This window comes from Paenibacillus albidus (genome assembly GCF_014644435.1).
GTDB classification, from domain to species: domain Bacteria; phylum Bacillota; class Bacilli; order Paenibacillales; family Paenibacillaceae; genus Paenibacillus_AQ; species Paenibacillus_AQ albidus.
This window is the reverse complement of record NZ_BMKR01000055.1, coordinates 17,531-35,614: the sequence shown is the minus strand read 5'-3', so window position 1 is coordinate 35,614 and position 18,084 is coordinate 17,531. Positions and strand designations below refer to the sequence as shown.

The window sequence follows — 18,084 nt, the reverse complement described above, 5'->3', positions numbered from 1 at the left end:
TTATGAGCATGAATGTGGTCTGTCCCGCTTGTAGGAAATCCACTTTTGGGACAGCCTCTTCTTATTCAACTCGTTTATTGGCGGAAAGACAATCATGTAGCATGCCCTACTTATGATACGGTTCACCGCGATGGCTGAAGGGGCAAGTTTTAAGGGCCATCCTCTGCGGGATGGCCCATTCTTTAAAATATCCAACTAAAATTAGCCGTTAGAGTTCAATCTTCCGTATGCGCAGTCCTCTCATCCCACTTTAACATTACGTATCTTTTGATTTGCTCTGCTACTTGGGAAGGTGGTGTAGCGGTGGTATCAATTGTAGGCATCGGCGGATTATATTCTGTTTCCGCATTATCGAGAAGCCACTGGGCAAATTGCTCGTGTTGCTTCAGCATATCATCCGTCCACATTGCTTTATCTTCACGATTCTGAAGACGGGAATTGCGTGTTGAATCATCGCAATGCAAGTTAATAAAGCAAAGTTCACTGAATTTATTGAAGCTGTCACATTTTTGGGCATCCCAAGGCATAAACGTTCCACAGATAATCGTTCCTCTTCCAGACAGGGCAACAGAATAGGCAAAGTGAAGCAACAAGTTATATCTGTCTTGATATTCCAGCTTTTCAGCAGTTGTGCCAAAATTATCAATATCGGTGCTGAATACAACAAATTCAGGCATTAGGTCTCTTAGTACGTGCATTACAGTTGTCTTTCCAACACCACTGGCTCCTGTGACAATAAATAATGGAAATTTTTGTTCCATAATCATATTCCCCTTATATTCTCCATGATATATTGATGATCTTCCTCGGAACTTGTCCAAAAAATAACTGGCGCATGCTTTACTTTCATTTGGCGCAATGCTTCATTACGGTGGCGTCCATCATTAATCTCATATTTTCTGTTGGAATAATTAACAATTAAGGGTGGGACATCCCAGTCACCGTAAGCTTTCTTCATGTTATCGACCACATGGAAAAACCATGCTATATCTTTCGCTTCTGTCAGATACGAAGGAGCCCCCTCTTCAATTCCAAACTCCGATATATCCGTCATGATTGGACCAATGTAGTATCTTTTCTCAAGTAATAATCCATCTGCAAATGCATTGTTTTTTCCGTCATTTCTTAGAAAAAGTTGAATCCACTCATCAATAGCACCACGTTGGGCATATTCCAATGCATACTTTGTACTACCATATACCATTCGGAATTCACCTTTCTTATCTATTCATCTCATATTTCGCAGGAAGCCCCCTCTATCCCTAATAAGTAATCGCATAACATAATGATAGAGGTAGGATACTATGGAGAATATATCTTGTTTAACTTAATTTGTTCTCGACATAAATCTTATAAATACCCTGCATATTCATCTAGAAAAACATCATAATCCGCTCTTTCAGTAATCCAGATGATGACAGGGTACTCGTTCACATGTACTCGGTTCAACGCTTCGAATAATGGATTATTGCAATTGATTTCAAATTCTCCCTTATCGAAATTAATAATCAACGGTGGGGTGTCTTTTCTACATCTGATTTCATCCATCCAATTCACAAGTTATTTTCGAAAACGGTTGGATGAACCCTCCACCTCATATTGTTTTCCGGTCCGCTGGATCTACTAAATAACGACAAGGGCATCATGATTGGACCTAAATAATATCTGTAAATAAGTCGTAATCCATCTAAAAAAGCTTTGTTATAACGATCAAACAGCAGATAAGTATGGATCCATTCCTCCAGCATACCTGCTTCTGAGTACTCCATGGCAGACCTTGATGTTGGATAATAATCCAGTTTATTCGTATCTTTTTTTGAGTACACAATTCTTTTTATCGTTTCCTCGGAGAGGAAGAACTCTTTTGATAGCTTACGAATTTCGATGCCATGAAGAAACATGTTTAGTATCAATTGATTACGTCTAACAAGAAAATGACGATATCCAGATACCTCTCCCCAGGCTTTCTTTTCTTTCTCGAGAGGAATATATAGAAGTTTACCTGCCGCATACTTCTTCACTTCTTTCAATAGCTGCTCCGGTAAAACATCACCAGCATTTTCATAATTCACATCAATCACCACACTAAAATGAAAATAGTTATCTATTTGGAACTTTATCTTATCCTTACCTACACTCACGGAGCGTATGTGGGCGCGACAGTTATCTTCTTACGATAGTAGTCATCCACTTGGGCTTGGATATATGGGGCCAACAATGTCAGTAGGAAGTTCAATCGTAAATTTTGCTGAGATGAGAACGATATTGCGCTTCCTCAAAAGTCATTGGAGGAATCTTATCAAGCCAATCAACTTTTGAACCAATCCCTTCGCATCCCAACAGCATATTTCCCCTTGTGCTCATATCAAACCGACTTGTTTCCAGATAATATACCCATCTGCTTTAACCACATTTGCAACAATTACTGTACACCACAAATCGCAGTCGTCTGGGCACATTAGTACTGGCAAAATAACTTCTTTGCTCGCTGAGTTGAACCTTCCTTGAATACATTCTTTTTCTTTCGGGTCGTAGACCCAGTCAATAATTGTTGGGATCAGACCCAGAAGGTTATTCGAAGGATAATAATTGTTAAGCAATATATCCAGCGGAGTACGATCGATGACGATAGTGTGATGCTCAACTTTACAGTACTCACTCTTCATCGGTACGACTTCAATTTTATTCACCAGTTCCATAGTTAAAAACCTCACTTTGACTCGTTCCATTAGTTCAAAAATCACCTTGCATACCGAATAAGCCTGTTTTCCCGCCCCCTCACTCTCCTGTGGATTAATTCCCGCTGCAATAATATACTATAACCCTTCCTCCCTACGGAGTATGATTCATGGTACTAACCGTACAGGAGGCACTATGAACATTACAACTTTTATCATCTACTGCGTGGTGGTTACTTTTACACCGGGTCCTTCCAACATTGTGATTTTATCTTCCGTTCAACATTACGGAGCCAAGAAGGCTATGCATTATGTATATGGGGCTACTCTCGCTTTTGGTCTGCTGCTGGCGGCTTCAGCCCTGTTGAACCAGTTCCTGGCCGGAATACTCCCCGGACTTGTGAAGGTGATGCAGATCCTTGGGAGTGTATATATGCTCTATCTTGCCTTTCAGATCTATAAAATGGGTTCGACGGACACCAAACCAGTGCAAACTGCAACTTTTGCCACCGGGCTGCTGATGCAGTTCGTGAATCCCAAAGTGATTCTGTTTACGCTGACGGTGATCCCGAGTTATGTCTTTCCTTATTATCCCTCAACTCAAGCGTCATTTGGATTTGTTATAATGATAACAGTCATTGGCTTCCTGGCGTTTACCACATGGGTGGTGTGTGGAACGGTCTTCAAGCAGTTTTTGCACAAACATTATAGAATTGTGAACACCCTGATGGCTCTATTCCTGGTATATTCGGCGGTTATGGGTTCGGGGATCATCTAGTGATTGGAGGAGACAGACGTGGAGAAATTCGATTACAAAAAATCGGCAGATATCCTGGCCTTGTCAGCAAGCATTTCGGACTTTACTTATAAAAAGCATTCTCACGAAGAATATGCCGTTGGTGTCACGCTGCGCGGCATCCAGCAATATCATCTGGACGGCAGTCTGCAATCTTCCCACAGGAATGGCGTCATGTTGTTCAACCGCGAGCAGTCGCATGATGGCAGCGCCTATGACCGATCCGGCATTGACTATGTCATGCTGTATATCCGGCCGGAGCTGTTCACAGAGATTCTGGGTAAGCATGAACTGCGCTTCTCCACTCCGATTGTATACGATGCCAAGCTGGCACGGTGCATATTAGCCCTTAACCAAGCCATACAGAGCGGGCAAGAGGAAGCGTTATGCCATGAACTGCTCATCACCCTGGCTGACCTTTTGTCCCATACTGCAAGTGATACGATCTACAGGCACCAGAATATTCTCGTTAAAAAAGCGAAGGAAATGATGTTCAGCAGCCTGGAACATGTCCTGAAGCTGGATGACCTCTCTGCCGAGTTCAACATGTCCAAATACCAGTTCATCCGTGAATTCAAGGCGCATGCCGGAATTACTCCCTATCAATTTCACCTCAACTGTAAGGTGGAACACGCCAAACAATCCATAGAGGCGAACCGGGATATCTATGCCGCTGTAGCCGACTTTGGTTTCGTGGATCTAACCCATCTAAATAGACATTTCAAACGCGCCTTCGGAATCACTGCTTATGAATATATGATTCAGCTGCATTAAGAAGGAATGCTGCAGGGAACCCCTATCCAAACCGGATCATCAGCCGAAATTCCCCTTCTGCCAATGACGCTTCAATGCTCCCCTTTTGCTTCTCCACCAATTGCTTCACAATGGACAAGCCAAGCCCGAGCTGGCCGTTTGCTCTGGAGGGATCGGCGGTATACGTCCGTTCGAACAACTTGGGGAGATCCTGAGTATGGATGTGATGAGTGTCATTCGTAAAAATGATTTGGACTTGATGCTCCTGTTCGAGCAAGGAGATCGTAAGCCGGCTTTTGGCATAACGGAGCACGTTCTGGATCACATTGGAGAAGATGCGGATCGTCGCTTTTTCATCCAGGTTCATGGCCCGCACCGCTTCGTCCAGGTTTAGCTCTACATCAATGTTCTTCTGCTCCAGATCTGAATAGAATGCAAGAATCACCTCACTCAACAAGCTGTAGAGATAGACCGGCTGCAGTTCCAAGGAATAGTCCCCGGACTCCAGGCTGGACAATTCATAAAAGGACTCCACCATATTGTTCATCACAGCCATTTTGTGGAGGATAATCTGTAGCACCTCTTGCCGCTCCCCTTCCGGGATAGACGGGTCCTTAAGCAGACTCGCGTAACCTTGCATGGAAGTCAGCGGGGTCCGCAAATCGTGGGAGATGTTGGCGATTTCCTGCTTGATCATCCGTTCTCTGGATTGATGTTTCACCTGCTCTTCCCTGTGCTGATCGAGCTGCTTGTTGATGCCCACCACCAGCTGCTCCAGCTCATATCCGGGCAGTGGCAGCTTCACATGAATGTGATGTGTGGGGTGCTGAGCGATATCTGCCAATTGCTCGCTTACCCTGGCAATACCCCGGCGCTGCAGAAGATAAGGAATAAGAAACAAGACCGCCAGCAGCGCGGCACTTATGACTATAACTTGTTGCATAGGTTCCTTATTCCCCTCTCCTCGAAACCCTTGTCTAAAATTCTTCCTTGGTGAACAGGTACAGTCCCAGCAAATAAAATACCAAGGTATAGCTCCCCCCGACTGCCCACGTTTCCCAAGCAGGATAGGTCATCTCTTCATACGCATTCAGTAAGTAATACACCGGCTGATGGTCACGCAGCCACTTTGCCCAACTAAACCGGCCTTGCAGATATCCCAGAACAAAATAAGGAAAGAACTGGATGACCTGAAACATAATCACCAGCCGGACATTTTTCTTCATGATCGATGCCAGGCAGAAATACGTGGTTATTCCGGCGGTCATAATGGGCAGCAGGTTCAGCAGCTTACTTAAATATTGGGCCAAAGTAGGCTCGTCTTTGCTCACCATCGTAGAAGCTATCAGGACGGATACAACCACCAACACCAGAGAGAACAAGATAAATCCGGCCAGCGTAATGAGCAGTTTTCCGTTATAGATGGTCTGCCTGCTGTAACCATAAGCTACCGTATTCTTAAGCACACTTCGGTCTTCGCCCATCAAAATAAGCGGAAAGATAAAGAGCAGGACAAAAATGACCGGCATCATACTAAGGACATTCATATAGAGGAATTGCTCATTCGCGTAAGGAAAACTGGAGTCTGACTGTGCGACCACCTTCAGTCCGATGGTGGCTGCGGCTATTAGAAGGATATAGATCAATCCCGTATAATAATAGCTTTTGGCCCGGACAAAGCGATACTGCTCACTCTTCATGAGATTAAGCATTCCGCTCACCTCCAAGCAGGCTGAGGTAATAGGCTTCCAAGTCCTCGCCTTTAACGTTAATGGAGACTACGGCGACATTCTGGTTATGGAGTACACGGTTGATCCGGTCCGTCTGCTCCACCCCGCCAAACAGCTGAATACGGTGATCCGGAAGGATTTGATAGGGAATATCCGGGAAATGTTTATCCAGAATCGGAGCAGCCTGTGCGCTGTCCTTCACGACCAATTCGACGGTTCTCTGCGTCTTGTTGAGCAGCTCCTTAGCCGTTAATGCTTCGACAATCCGTCCCTGGTCGATGAAAATATACCGGGTAGCGATACTTTGCAGCTCAGACAACACGTGGCTGGAGATCAGCATCGTCACATTTCTCTCCCGGTTCAACCGCTGAAGCAGCTGGCGGATTTCCGCCTTTCCTTCCGGATCTAATCCGTTTGTGGGTTCATCGAGAATCAGGAGCGTGGGGTGAGACATCAGGGCCAGAGCAATTCCCAGGCGCTGCTTCATCCCCATAGAGAATACTTTGAATTTCTTCTTTCCGGTATGCAGCAGACCTACTTCCCGCAGCGCTTGCTCGATTGGGGCTTTACCTGCGATCCCCCGCTGCTGGCGGTAATATTCCAGGTTCTGCCTTGCCGTGAAATCCGGATAAAACGCCGGTTCTTCAATAATGGTCCCCATCTTGCGGCGTTCCTGTCTGACCTCGGCTACATCCCTTTTTCCATAAAAGGAGATCGACCCGCCCGTCGGAAAAACCTGTTCGGTGATACATTTGAATAACGTTGTTTTGCCGGCACCGTTTTTTCCGATCACTGCGCAAATGTCGCCTGCCATAATGCTCAGATGAACATCTTGCAGGGCGTAAGAATCTCCGTAAATCTTGCTGAGCGCCTCGATTTTCAGCATCTCATTCATCGTATTCAGGCCTCCCTTGCTACTTGGATATTCTCATTGTAGCGGGGTCCCTTTTAATAAGCTTTAAGCAAAACCTTAAGAAAGTCTAAAGACACCTCCGGTTAGACGATTTTGAAGCCGATCCCCCAAATGGTCCGGATGTATTCCTCTTTCGTCACATGGGCCATTTTGGCCCGCAGGTTGCTGATATGGACATTGATCGTGTTGTCATCGCCCAGATACGTTCCCTGCCAGATGTTCTGATAAATCTCGCTTTTGGAAAAAACCTTCTCGGGCCTCGACAGCAGCAGCGCCAGAATATCAAATTCAGAGTTGGTTAAGGTTAGGCGCTGCCCGGCCAAGGTGACTTCATGCTGATTCTTGTCCAAATGTAACTCACGCACACGCATAATCCCATCATGATTATTCGCTGTATCTACATATTGGAGACGTCTAAGCTGCGCTTCAACTCTGGCCAACACTTCCTCTTTTTCAAACGGTTTGGTGATATAATCATCTGCACCAAGCCGCAGCAAGGCCACCTTGTCTTCGAGTGTGCTTTTGGCAGAAATCACAATGATGGGCACAGTAAACTTCCCGCGGATCTCTGTAATCAGGGTTTCTCCCGGAATGCCCGGCAGCATGAGATCCAGCAGCACCAGCTGATATTCTTCGAGCGACAGCCGAAGTGAGGCTTCACTTCCGGAAAATGCAGGAACAGCGGTGATCCCTTCGCCCGAGAGCATCCGGCACAGCAGACGGTTGATATCCGCATCATCTTCTACTACTAGTACTTTTTTGCCCGAGTGATTCACTTGGGTCAACCTCCTGTATTGTTCGGTCGGCTGCAGCTAGCTTCACAATCCATTGGCTATGAACTCAATAACAGGATAAGAAATGACGTTACGGTCCCGGTTGGTCAGTGGAATGACATCACTATTACTGCTTAGTATTCCATTCTGCAGAATTACTGTTTTGAACCCTCGCTCTCTGGCACCGTTATAGGTAAAAAGAACACAATGCTCTGCGGCATAACCTGCCACGACAACCAAACCAATGTCATGCTTTAATAGAATCTGTTCTAATTCTGTATTCCAAAAAGCGTTGGATGCTTCTTTAGTTACCCTGATATCCTGGGGTTCCACATTGATTTCCGGGATGATTTCGAGTGATTCAGCGTTAAGATCTTCGGCTCCTTCCACATCCTGAATATGAATCACAGGGTGATTGTTTGCACGAAGCTGTTCGGCAACATAGTTTATGTGTTCACACGCACGCTCAACATTCATTTGTTCTTTGTGATCCTGTAAAAAGGCTTTTTGCATATCGATAATTAAAAATGCGATTTTTTTCATCGTAAGTCTCCTTAGGTTGTTATATTTGTGCACCGTTGTTTCTAATCTCCGTCATTTGGAGCTCCTGTTTGTCCATAGGCCTCTACCTGAAACCTTCCGTCAAAGGACCTAACAAGATACAGCTCGTCAAAACCTTCTGTCCATCCAGGAACCTCAAGTTTCATCAATGTACTTTGGATTCCAATCTCTCTAATCTTTGCTTTTCCTGTTCTTCTTTCGTTTCTCTCCAGGGACAGCTCCATATTAGGCTCAAAATAATAACCTGTCACCTTAAATTTATATGCCTTAGCAATGTCGATATATTTCTTTCTGTCTCCTCTGGTTGGATTGGTATTATCAACGACAAACGGTTGCTTGGCCTGAACCGAAGCTGCCAAATAGATGTCTTCGCGATTCCTGGTTCTTAACATATCAAGGTTAATCCGCATATGCGTTTGAAAGAATCTGTCTTGGTAGAACGTTGATTTGCCCGAAGCCTGAATACCGGTAAAAATCACACATTCCATGCTAACCATCCTCCTCCTGATCAGAGAACAACTCCTGCAGGACTCTTTTTCGATTCTCGAGGAAACGTCTGGTGATGATGTAGTGCAGGGTGTCCTCATAACGGATTTCTCCAACCGGATGATCATCAAAGTTCAGGATCTGTGCCTCCGGGTATCCAAGCAGAATCGGAGAATGTGTAGCTATGATGAACTGGGCTTCGTGTTCCAAATCCTTGATAATCCGCATCAGTGACAATTGCCGGGCCGGTGAAAGCGCCGCTTCGGGCTCATCGAGCAGATAGATCGCTTTTTTGCCGAAACGATGTTTGAAAAGGGATAGAAATGCCTCACCGTGAGATTGTTCATGCAAGGAACGTCCCCCGTAATACGGCAAGCTCTGCGGCATCGTATCCAGATGGGAGGCAAAATGATAAAAGGTCTCTGCCCTGAGAAAAAAACCGTTCGTGATCTTTGGCAGCCAAGACAAGCGGATATGGTCCCCAAGAATGGAATGGGAAGCATCCACCTCATAAGTGTTGTTCTTCCCCCCTCCTGCTGTATTAAAGCCGCATTGATAGGCCATGGCCTCCAGAATCGTAGATTTCCCTGAACCATTTTCTCCAACAAAAAAGGTAACGTTCGATTTGAACTCCAGGGTATGCAGATTCTTTATCGCCGAAATGGAGAACGGATATTTGCCGGCGTTACTGTCATTTTCCCTTAACATCTCTAGACTGCGCAGAAACATGATATCACCTCCCCAAAAATGATTTGGCCTGGAACTGAGAATATTCCGGCATGGCTCAGTCCAGCGCTGCATAATAATCCCTGAGACTGTTCGTAATGTGCCCCACTGCAAAGATCACGCTGAAAATCACCATATATCCAGAGTGTAGGATGACGGCGGAGAACAGAAAATACAGGCTGGGGGCAATCGCAAGCGGCACGGGGATCCCCAGCATTGGGGCAAACAGCAGCTTATACTCTCGGAGATTACTGTAGTACCTTCCCCAGCCTAAATAATACATGAACAGAGAGCAAGACATCATCAGCAACGCAATGATCTCATAACTGGCATGAAGATGTACCTGAAAAAATAGCGGAACGATCATCACCGCAAATCTTCCTACACCTTCTGCTGCAATAAGGATGGGGTTCTTTTTCGTCCCGGCCCGCACATTCTGCGGCTTAAATCTAACAAAAAGCAGATTAGGTAACATGACCATAAGCGGAATTAAGAGACTTATTGGATAAAACAAGGTTATCCCTCCTATAGTCAGGTGCCGTGCGGGAAGGGTCCGGTTAGCTTGGCGGACCTTCTCCATCTCTCATCATACCGGATGTTCAGCCGTCAGCTCAAGGTATTTCCTATATAGATTGAACCTGAACATTTATGAATAAGGGAATGGAGACGGAGGGGGATTTTGGAACTGGAGGAGCGGTAGCGACCGCCCGAAAGCTTTCCGCAGGAAAGCTCGCATCGTAAGCATAAGCTGCCCTGCAGATTTCTACTGCGAACAGCCGTGGTCATGCGAAACCTTGTGCTGCCATAAACGTATGAACAAGAAACCTCAACAACCAAACGAAGGAGCGAAGCTAAGTGAAAAAATATGGATTAGGTCTGCTGCTGCTTGTCTTGTTGATTGTGCCGGGTTGCGGAATTGCGGAAAAGGTCGGGGATAGCGTCAATTTTGCTGCCGGTACAGCTTCCTATATGCAGACATTGACAGAGTTCGGTCAAGAGATGGAGACCTTGGCCACAGATGCAGCGACAGATGTGCAGGCACGTGAGGTACTGACGGAAAGACTCCAGGCGCTTAAGGAACAGATTACGAATTATGCCGACCTCCAGGTTCCGGAATATGCAGCGAACCTGCACCAATCCATCGTCGGATACAATGAGACACTGCAGCAAGGCCTCGATCAGGCGATAAGCAACGTAGAAGCAGGGAAAGCAGCCTTTGACTCCACCGGCATTCCCGATACGTTGAATAAAGTCAACGAGCTGCTGAGCCAGATCACACAGTTGAGCCCGCAGTAAATCAGCCTTTCAACACAAATAAGCGCACCGGGGATCTATCTCCAGGGCGCTTATTTTCTGTTAGGAATGGACGAGTACAGCATCAGTCTTTAAAAGGTGGGAATAGATGGCGCGCATTCGAAAGACCACCTCCCGGAAGGCACGCTGTAAGCCTAGGGCGGAGCTCGCTAGAGTGCACTTTATACATCAGGATGGAAAAAAGTAGGCTTGTTTTAGGATTTCAGTGTATTTGGTGCAGCAGGAACCGCAGCATGAGCCGAAAAGTGCCTTATGGCTATCCTTTGAATGTACAAAATACATCATAATGGATGTTTGAGCCTCGTTTATACCATTCTGAGGTACGATATACATTAGAACAGCTCGAAGACTGGTGACGAACGCTAATCCATATCAAACCTCCTTCAGAAATCCCTTATTTTCAATCTGATGTTGGGCTAGTGGCGGAAACGTAACGGTCTGTGTGCTCATATCCAATATCCGGGTTCTTGTATCATTCTTCGATATAAAGACTACCTCTCCATGGGGATCAAAACAGTAAGCAATGGGTATGGATTCATCCGCTCCCCGAAATGAGCCGTCTGCGTGACTCGTACCGATAACCATCGCCCTATAGGCAACAGCTATTTGCCGGGCTGCATGGATCCATTCTTCAAATTGCTCTTCACTGAACATGCCTACACCTATCGGATGTACAATCAAGTCTATATTACGGGTATCTTCACCCTTCACTCCTTGTAATACCAGCTCATCACACAGAATGTGCCCCACCTTCAAGCCTTCAATTCTTTTGAAAATCGTGTGGCTGTATTTCCTTCTATCCAGAACAACTGCACCCGCTCGGTCAATGATCAGCGCCCTGTCTTTCGGATGGTCCTGCAGCCTCCTGTGCCCGCCAATGAGTATTCTGCTATATTGTTGCGCCAAACCGCAGGCCTGCTCCAGGTTCTCATTCAAATAACCCTCAGGGAAAATCACGGCATCCACGGAAGGATGATCCCGCAGGGCTTTCTCAAGCTGCACTAGATTGTGTTCCAGTTTTGGTTGAATGATTAATAATTTCATGTTGCCCCCTCTAATAATCCATATTGACTGCTTCCTTCTCCTAATTCCCCAGCTTTAAATAAACTCCTTCTTTATAAAAAATTTTCCCACTTCAAATTCCTTACACCGGAACCGATATTAATCTCTAGGAAAATACTTTAAATTTAAAGGAGACGCTCGCTTGAAACTACTAAAAAACTTAACCGTAACCCAAAAACTGATGATCATCATATTAGTTAGTGTGCTGGCATTAGGTTCGGTAGGCATGATGGGCCTGAATTATATTCGGGTTATGGCCAAGGGTTCCGATATCATGTATACGGAAAACCTGATACCGCTTGAAAAAACGATGCAAATCAGAATAAATGCACGAGCCAGCGATGCTTATACACTGGAGTTATTGGCCACAGAGGACCCTGCCCGAAACCAGGAACTGGAAGATGAAATCAGTTCAGCCTGGGAAGAAATCGATGCTTTGATTGCTGAAATAGACAACGGGCAATTAAATGATGAACAACAGCGTTTAGTTGACCAATATAAGCAGCAAGCAGAGCTTTTAAAGGAGAGCCGCAACAAAGTCATCGAATTAGCTGCCGTCAATAAAAACAAAGAAGCCTACGCGTTGTACCTTGATGCCGTTGAACCAAACCGCAAGCTGGTGAACGACACACTGAAAGAGCTGCAGCATTTACATACTTCGTTCGCCGGTACAATTAACAGCAAAAACCAGGAAGACCTGAACAAAATCACAATACTTGTATCAGTAATCAGTTTTGCGGCATTGATCCTGTTACTCTTCCTGAGCCTGATCATCGCACGTCTGATTGTAAAGCCCATCAAAGAGGTTGTGAATTTGTTGTCCCAAGCGGAACAGGGCGATTTCACGGTAAAAGGAAGTTATCAATCCAAGGATGAAATGGGTGAGCTGTCTGCCTCTTTCAATAATATGACTGCCACCTTGCAATCCGTGTTCAGCACGGTTCATGAATCTTCACAAATGGTGGCTTCAGCCTCGGAAGAGCTCAGCGCTAGTAGCGAACAGAACAGTAAAGCGAGTGAACATATTACCATAACGGTCCAGGAGCTGGCGACTGGCGCAGAACAACAGGTCGATAATGTCGAAGACAGCACCAGGGTCATTGCTGACATTACCCGGTATACCCAAACCATAACGGATAATACAGAAAATATGCGAAATGATGTTTTGCATGCCTCACAAATGTCGTCGGAAGGCAATCAGGCCATTGATGAAGCCAACCAACAGATGAACTCGATCTATACCAATGTCAACAGCTTGTCCGCTGCCGTCAAAAGCCTCCATGAGCGCTCTGAACAAATCGGGCAGATTACCAATGTCATTACGGATATATCCGTGCAGACGAATCTGCTCGCCTTGAACGCAGCCATAGAAGCGGCAAGAGCCGGGGAACACGGCAACGGATTTGCGGTGGTGGCCGCCGAAGTAAGAAAGCTGGCAGTGAAATCCAATGAATCAACGGAACAGATCTCCCAGCTGATTCAGCTGATTCAACAAGATACGGCCATTACGCTGGAAACGATGGAAAAAGCCTCTGAGGAAGTAAATTCCGGGCTCCATATTGTTAATGAAGCCGGAAATTCCTTTCATAAAATCCACCTTGCGGTAAACGGGATGGTCTCACAGATTGAGGTGATCTCAACCGCTCTGCATAAAATGGCCGCCGGGACTGAAAAGGTGAATGCAGCTATTTATGATGTCAGCGCCGTAGCCAAAGAATCGGCCACCAATACACAGAACATCTCCGCCGCAACGCAGGAGCAGCTCGCCTCCATGGAGGAAATCTCTTCTTCTTCCCAATCTCTTGCCAGCCTGGCAGATGATCTGCAGAGCATCATCCATAAATTTAAGATTTAGACCCTGCAGCGAATCAGGGAATACGATACAGGGAAGGGGGTGTTCCAACAGCCATGATACGGCTGCTGGAACACCCCCTTAGTATGATAAGGTCTTCTACTCCTCCGACAACGTGACATCCGGAGCCTGATAGTAATTGACTGTCAGATTATCCAGTAAGTTATTCTTGAGCAGGATGCCTGTTCCAGCGAATAACCCAATTCCGTTTGTATTGCCGGCAATATTATTCCCTTCTATTCGAACGTTCCGGGGAACGCCTTCCCCGATATTCCCCGCTGCAGCATCTCCTTCATCGTGTTCAAGCAGGATGGCCCAGTAGTCAGCCGTTGTGTTGTTCCGGATTATATTATTGCGGATAAGTGTACCCGGACCATTCAATATCTTAATTCCCGATGCCCCTTGAATATCGGTGGTATTCTCGATCACGTTGTGCTCAATAATCGTGTCCGGCGTACCCATGATAACAACGATGCCGTTACGGCAATGCTTAATGATATTGTCGTGGATGTAATTACCTGCCCCAGACTTGCTGTGGTTGCTGGGTGCGGACCCGCCCGTATTGCCGAGCCCGATCGCTGCTCCGGTCAGGACATCCGTGATAACATTGCCATAAATTTCATTTAGGTACTCCAATTCTCCGTGGAGATCAATAGCATCCAGCTTGGTTCCGGCAAATGTATTGTTGCGGAGCACATTGTTATGGGCCACGAATTGAATCAGGGCACCATGTCTCAAATACGGACCTTCGAAGGCGCTATCCTCCACCACGTTCCATTTCGTATCATTCTCGAAGCCGAGCCGATCCGTCTTCGCTGTACCTTGAATAGACACCCCATAACCCGAACCTCCCGTACCAAGATCCGTCGCATTGCGGAAAGTAGCGTTCTTCACCGTCACATCCCGGCTATGTTCGATCCGAATGCCCATTCTGCGGAACTTCTCTACCGTCACATGATCGACCGTAATATTATACGAGGGGTTATCGCCGTAGTTGGCGATTCTAATCATAGTGTCAGGGCCGCCCGCCTCAATATTGTTATTCTGATGGTCGGTCGAATAACGGCCGCTCCAAGTGGAAGAGAGGGTCATACTGGACAGGACGATATCATGCTGACTGGACGCTTTGATGGCTGCACTTTGGGTAACCAGATTCAATGAGGTAATCAGCAAAGTCCCTTCTTCGCTTTCGCCCCTAAGGTTGACGCCTGATTTCAAAGACAGATTGGTTGTTCCGTCAGGTGCCGTCAATAAATGATATACCCCATTGGGCAGGAATACTTCATCGCCTGCTGCCGCTGCATCGATAGCAGCTTGGATGGCTGGACGGTCGTCAACGCCATTATCGGCCGGATTGGCACCGTAATCCCGTACGTCAATCGTCCGCCCCGTGACCGAATGTGGTGTATGCACGGCGTGCTCCGTTCCATCTGGATTCGTCAATCCCGGGGCGGTGAAGGGCACCGTTCCTTCAGGCGTTTCCGGCTCCATATATGGAATGATGGCTACAGGTGTACCGCCGCCTGCATAAGGTTCATACAGATGAACATCGGTCAAGCTCATATAGACGCTTCCATCCGAGTTTCCGCGTCCGGTAATTTTGACGTAGCGGGCACTGGAGTCGGGCAGATCAAATGCCTGCATTTCCGTCGTCTCTCCGCTGCTTCTGCCGCTGAAGACCGGAGTCCAGACCGTTCCATCTTCGGAGATTTCTATCTCTATGGAGGTGGAGCGCACATTGCCTTTATAAAATCCAATGCCAACATAACCGAGGTCGCGGCTCTCCCCCAGATCCAAAGCGATCCATTGCCCGTCTCCGGCTGCCGACCAGCGTGTATAGCTGTTGTTGTCCAGTACATTCGTTTCCAGATTGCCGTCGCTGCCGCTCGCCGTAACCGCGTGGACAGGCCATGGCATGATTGGAGAGGATAGCGTCTTACAGTCAATCGACAAACGGTTGCTGAAATTACCAGCCGCATCGACTGCTTCCACCTTGAACGAATAAGCCGTTCCGGCTTCAAGTCCAGCTGCTCTATAGGCCGTACCCGTCTGCTCGCCAATCATCGTTTCGCCTTTATAGATCCGATATAGGGTAACCGCCGTATTGTCGGTGGCTTCAGGCCACTCCAAATCTACAAAGTTGGTTCCCCAATTGTGAGCAGACAGTTCGGCTCCTTGTTCCCATACGGGCGGCTGCGTATCACTGCCTGCCTCCGTCAGTCGAATTATCGACAGCTGCGGCTGCGGATTGCTCACGCCGTTCGCTTCTTTGGAGTATATGTTAACCGATACTCCTGAAGCCGCTGCATCTGCAAGCATAAATGCCACCCCACCTTGCTCCAGACGATCCGTCACATAGTCCGTCACATCAACCTCGTATACGGCCGGGCTCCCGCTATTTGCGGCATCGACCGTAAACTTGCCAATAAGGGCTGCATCGTTCAAGCTCGTAACAGGAGCATGGTTCCAAGTAATGGAGGATTCTGTCCAGTTCCCGGCAGCAATGCCATACAGCGATAATTCCGTGTCCGTATTGCTCGATCCCTTTTTCGCAGCGACTTTAAACAAATAACGTTCTCCTGCTTCGTTTGCTTCGGTCAAATCGAATTTGAAATATACATATTTTCGGGTCGAAGCTCCTGATGAAATGCTGAATAATCCCGTGCTGGAACCGGTCGCTTGATTGAAATTAAGATCCGGCTTGCTGCTGTCGATAACGGCATCATCGGTTGGCTGTAACGTCCCAACTTCTGTTTCGATCCATTCCGGCTCTTCATTTGGCGTATCGTCCTCAGCAGGCTCGCGGCCTTCCTTATACAGAATCGGCTCCGTAACGACTCTATTCTTCACATATTGATCCATAAACACCCAGGCTTCCGCATTCGCCTCTTCGGAAGCAGTACCCGTAAATCCATGACCTTGGCCTGCGACAATGTCCAGATCAACAACCGGCACTCCTGCTGCCTTGAGCTGGCCCGCGAAGGTCACGCTGTCTGTATAAGGAATCGTTGCGTCTTTATCACCATGCCGGATCCAGAACGGTGGATCATCAGGCGAGGCATACGTGCCGGGCATGGCAAGTCTGGCCTGCTCCGGAACGGACAACGCATGGTGGCCGCCGAGCAAAGCGGTCACCGAGCTGTAATTGTCGGCAAACGTTGTCGTAAAGTCCGCGGGGCCGTACCAATCCGCTACCGCCTGTACTTTGTCGGAATATTCCGGCCAGCCGCCCGATCCTTCAAGATCCGGCACAGCCACAGTCGCTCCCGTATCCAGATAAACACTATCCTGAACGGTCAAATCGGCTGTTGTTCCGAGCAAGGACGCCAGGTGGCCGCCTGCCGATGAGCCCCATACCCCGATTCGGCTAGGATCCAGCCCATATTGCCCGGCATGCGCACGCAAATACCGGATGCCAAGCTTCACATCCTGAATTTGAGCTGGAAAAGGTGCTTCCGGCGTCAAGCGATAATCCAGGGAGACGCCGATATAACCTCGTTTAAGAACGTAGTTGCAGATGGAACTGAGCGCCTGCTTGCGGTCACCATGGTTCCAGCCGCCACCGTGAATGTAGACCATCACCGGCATCGGTTCAGCCGGAGCATGCTCTGGAACAGCTATAGATGCGTACTGGATGCGATCACCCGCCATTCCAATCGCAACATCCTCATACAGGATTACACCTTCCGGCGGCGTGAATTCGGGATCCGGATCCGTAACCGGCGGCACGGGAGACGGAGCAGGTGTAATGCCGGGAATCGCCTGTCCCGAAATCACCACACTATCGATATACATATTGGCCAACATCGCATCACCTGCCCGAAACCTGATTTTGACAGCAGCATTATTATTGGCACTTGAATCTAAGCGTTGGCTCTTGGATTGATTGGATTCTTTGTTGGGCTGCTCGACGGTTCCCGGAGTCAGTTTGAATTCCTCCAACGTCGACCAGGTCCCTCCCCCGTCTCCTGACCATTCGATGATTACACTTCCGCTAATATAAGAAGAAGCCCTTGTGTAGTAGCTAAGCTTAATGTTTCCATAGCCGGTAAGATTCAGTGGAAGGGCCAAAACATCCGTTGCATCAATTTTGACCAGATTAGGCAATGACGGTGCAGTGGCAGATACCGAAGTTTTGGCCTTGCTGTTCCCAGCGCCTTCCTGCAGCCACGGAGAAGGAATGGCAATACCGCCTGAAGTGCCGTAATTGTCCGGATCGTCGAAGTGGTCCGAGTAGATTTCTAATTCAGGGCCTTCCGGTTCGGGAATCACGTCCTGAACCCTTTCCCCAAACATTGTAACGTCCGTCAATGATAGAGCTTGCACCGAATTTCCGGTAAACAGTCCGCCTGCCATGAGCAAAACGACCATGACGGTGATCATGCGCCGCCATCCAGCAGTATGCTTCAAGTTCCCCATATGCAATCCTCCCTATCTTTC

General features: G+C 47.3%; 18 protein-coding genes. 4 read left to right on the top strand and 14 right to left on the bottom strand.

Going from position 1 to position 18,084, the window contains the following annotated elements; translation table 11 throughout:
- Window positions 1–215: 215 nt before the first annotated feature.
- The 4 genes from IEY53_RS32685 to IEY53_RS32665 all read right to left on the bottom strand — a co-directional run bounded on the left by IEY53_RS32685 (window position 216) and on the right by IEY53_RS32665 (window position 2,699).
- Entirely contained in the window at window positions 216–761 is a 546-nt protein-coding gene (locus IEY53_RS32685; RefSeq protein ID WP_189032245.1) for a P-loop nucleotide/nucleoside kinase family protein, read from the bottom strand.
- A gap of 2 nt (window positions 762–763) precedes the next feature.
- Window positions 764–1,204: a ParB N-terminal domain-containing protein gene (locus IEY53_RS32680; RefSeq protein ID WP_189032243.1), complete on the bottom strand. Its 441-nt coding sequence runs from the start codon at window positions 1,202–1,204 to the stop codon at window positions 764–766.
- A gap of 349 nt (window positions 1,205–1,553) precedes the next feature.
- A complete protein-coding gene (locus tag IEY53_RS35540; protein ID WP_229696476.1) occupies window positions 1,554–2,141 on the bottom strand; it encodes a CD3324 family protein in 588 nt (195 codons plus the stop codon).
- Window positions 2,142–2,360: 219 nt separating this feature from the next.
- Window positions 2,361–2,699 carry a hypothetical protein gene (locus tag IEY53_RS32665; protein WP_229696475.1) on the bottom strand — a complete coding sequence of 113 codons (339 nt, stop codon included), beginning with the start codon at window positions 2,697–2,699 and terminating at the stop codon, window positions 2,361–2,363.
- A 175-nt stretch (window positions 2,700–2,874) separates the two neighbouring features.
- Between IEY53_RS32665 and IEY53_RS32660 the strand changes: the two genes are divergently transcribed.
- Both IEY53_RS32660 and IEY53_RS32655 read left to right on the top strand, forming a co-directional pair.
- Window positions 2,875–3,456: a LysE family translocator gene (locus IEY53_RS32660; RefSeq protein WP_189032239.1), complete on the top strand. Its 582-nt coding sequence runs from the start codon at window positions 2,875–2,877 to the stop codon at window positions 3,454–3,456.
- 18 nt (window positions 3,457–3,474) lie between these two features.
- Entirely contained in the window at window positions 3,475–4,248 is a 774-nt protein-coding gene (locus tag IEY53_RS32655; RefSeq protein ID WP_189032237.1) for an AraC family transcriptional regulator, read from the top strand.
- Window positions 4,249–4,270: 22 nt separating this feature from the next.
- On the opposite strand, the gene IEY53_RS32650 is transcribed toward IEY53_RS32655, so the two are convergent.
- The 8 genes from IEY53_RS32650 to IEY53_RS32615 form a co-directional block, all read right to left on the bottom strand.
- Window positions 4,271–5,170, bottom strand: coding sequence for a sensor histidine kinase (locus IEY53_RS32650; RefSeq protein ID WP_189032235.1), 900 nt, complete (start codon window positions 5,168–5,170; stop codon window positions 4,271–4,273).
- A gap of 34 nt (window positions 5,171–5,204) precedes the next feature.
- On the bottom strand, window positions 5,205–5,939 hold the full coding sequence (locus IEY53_RS32645) for an ABC transporter permease subunit (protein WP_189032233.1): 735 nt from the start codon (window positions 5,937–5,939) through the stop codon (window positions 5,205–5,207).
- On the bottom strand, window positions 5,932–6,852 hold the full coding sequence (locus IEY53_RS32640; RefSeq protein WP_189032231.1) for an ABC transporter ATP-binding protein: 921 nt from the start codon (window positions 6,850–6,852) through the stop codon (window positions 5,932–5,934). The genes IEY53_RS32645 and IEY53_RS32640 overlap by 8 nt, the downstream gene beginning before the upstream one ends.
- Window positions 6,853–6,953: 101 nt before the next feature.
- The gene (locus tag IEY53_RS32635; RefSeq protein ID WP_229696474.1) at window positions 6,954–7,646 is read right to left on the bottom strand and encodes a response regulator transcription factor; all 693 of its coding nucleotides are present in this window, start codon (window positions 7,644–7,646) and stop codon (window positions 6,954–6,956) included.
- 42 nt (window positions 7,647–7,688) lie between these two features.
- Window positions 7,689–8,186, bottom strand: a complete 498-nt coding sequence (locus tag IEY53_RS32630; RefSeq protein ID WP_189032229.1) for a cysteine hydrolase family protein — start codon at window positions 8,184–8,186, stop codon at window positions 7,689–7,691.
- A gap of 41 nt (window positions 8,187–8,227) precedes the next feature.
- Entirely contained in the window at window positions 8,228–8,692 is a 465-nt protein-coding gene (locus tag IEY53_RS32625) for an AAA family ATPase (RefSeq protein WP_189032227.1), read from the bottom strand.
- 1 nt (window position 8,693) lies between these two features.
- On the bottom strand, window positions 8,694–9,419 hold the full coding sequence (locus IEY53_RS32620) for an AAA family ATPase (RefSeq protein ID WP_189032225.1): 726 nt from the start codon (window positions 9,417–9,419) through the stop codon (window positions 8,694–8,696).
- Between the two features lie 55 nt (window positions 9,420–9,474).
- Window positions 9,475–9,930 (bottom strand): hypothetical protein, encoded by a 456-nt coding sequence (locus tag IEY53_RS32615; protein WP_189032223.1) that lies wholly within the window; start codon window positions 9,928–9,930, stop codon window positions 9,475–9,477.
- A gap of 341 nt (window positions 9,931–10,271) precedes the next feature.
- On the opposite strand from IEY53_RS32615, the gene IEY53_RS32610 reads away from it, so the two are divergent.
- Entirely contained in the window at window positions 10,272–10,712 is a 441-nt protein-coding gene (locus tag IEY53_RS32610; RefSeq protein WP_189032221.1) for a DUF6376 family protein, read from the top strand.
- 390 nt (window positions 10,713–11,102) lie between these two features.
- Here IEY53_RS32610 and IEY53_RS32605 read toward each other — a convergent pair whose 3' ends face one another.
- Window positions 11,103–11,774 carry a hypothetical protein gene (locus IEY53_RS32605; protein WP_189032219.1) on the bottom strand — a complete coding sequence of 224 codons (672 nt, stop codon included), beginning with the start codon at window positions 11,772–11,774 and terminating at the stop codon, window positions 11,103–11,105.
- A 160-nt stretch (window positions 11,775–11,934) separates the two neighbouring features.
- Between IEY53_RS32605 and IEY53_RS32600 the strand changes: the two genes are divergently transcribed.
- The gene (locus IEY53_RS32600) at window positions 11,935–13,647 is read left to right on the top strand and encodes a methyl-accepting chemotaxis protein (protein ID WP_189032217.1); all 1,713 of its coding nucleotides are present in this window, start codon (window positions 11,935–11,937) and stop codon (window positions 13,645–13,647) included.
- A 96-nt stretch (window positions 13,648–13,743) separates the two neighbouring features.
- Here the strand turns inward: IEY53_RS32600 and IEY53_RS32595 are convergent, their stop codons facing one another.
- On the bottom strand, window positions 13,744–18,063 hold the full coding sequence (locus tag IEY53_RS32595) for an alpha/beta hydrolase fold domain-containing protein (RefSeq protein ID WP_189032215.1): 4,320 nt from the start codon (window positions 18,061–18,063) through the stop codon (window positions 13,744–13,746).
- Window positions 18,064–18,084 lie beyond the last annotated feature (21 nt).

What these genes read in the sequence shown, in the direction of transcription:
- IEY53_RS32620 (WP_189032225.1), bottom strand. Translation starts at nt 9,419, where the DNA reads ATGTTTCTGCGCAGTCTAGAGATGTTAAGGGAAAATGACAGTAACGCC.
- IEY53_RS32605 (WP_189032219.1), bottom strand. Translation starts at nt 11,774, where the DNA reads ATGAAATTATTAATCATTCAACCAAAACTGGAACACAATCTAGTGCAG.
- IEY53_RS32630 (WP_189032229.1), bottom strand. Translation starts at nt 8,186, where the DNA reads ATGAAAAAAATCGCATTTTTAATTATCGATATGCAAAAAGCCTTTTTA.
- IEY53_RS32625 (WP_189032227.1), bottom strand. Translation starts at nt 8,692, where the DNA reads ATGGAATGTGTGATTTTTACCGGTATTCAGGCTTCGGGCAAATCAACG.
- IEY53_RS32595 (WP_189032215.1), bottom strand. Translation starts at nt 18,063, where the DNA reads ATGGGGAACTTGAAGCATACTGCTGGATGGCGGCGCATGATCACCGTC.
- IEY53_RS32645 (WP_189032233.1), bottom strand. Translation starts at nt 5,939, where the DNA reads ATGCTTAATCTCATGAAGAGTGAGCAGTATCGCTTTGTCCGGGCCAAA.
- IEY53_RS32680 (WP_189032243.1), bottom strand. Translation starts at nt 1,204, where the DNA reads ATGGTATATGGTAGTACAAAGTATGCATTGGAATATGCCCAACGTGGT.
- IEY53_RS32660 (WP_189032239.1), top strand. Translation starts at nt 2,875, where the DNA reads ATGAACATTACAACTTTTATCATCTACTGCGTGGTGGTTACTTTTACA.
- IEY53_RS32650 (WP_189032235.1), bottom strand. Translation starts at nt 5,170, where the DNA reads ATGCAACAAGTTATAGTCATAAGTGCCGCGCTGCTGGCGGTCTTGTTT.
- IEY53_RS32685 (WP_189032245.1), bottom strand. Translation starts at nt 761, where the DNA reads ATGGAACAAAAATTTCCATTATTTATTGTCACAGGAGCCAGTGGTGTT.
- IEY53_RS32665 (WP_229696475.1), bottom strand. Translation starts at nt 2,699, where the DNA reads ATGGAACTGGTGAATAAAATTGAAGTCGTACCGATGAAGAGTGAGTAC.
- IEY53_RS32640 (WP_189032231.1), bottom strand. Translation starts at nt 6,852, where the DNA reads ATGAATGAGATGCTGAAAATCGAGGCGCTCAGCAAGATTTACGGAGAT.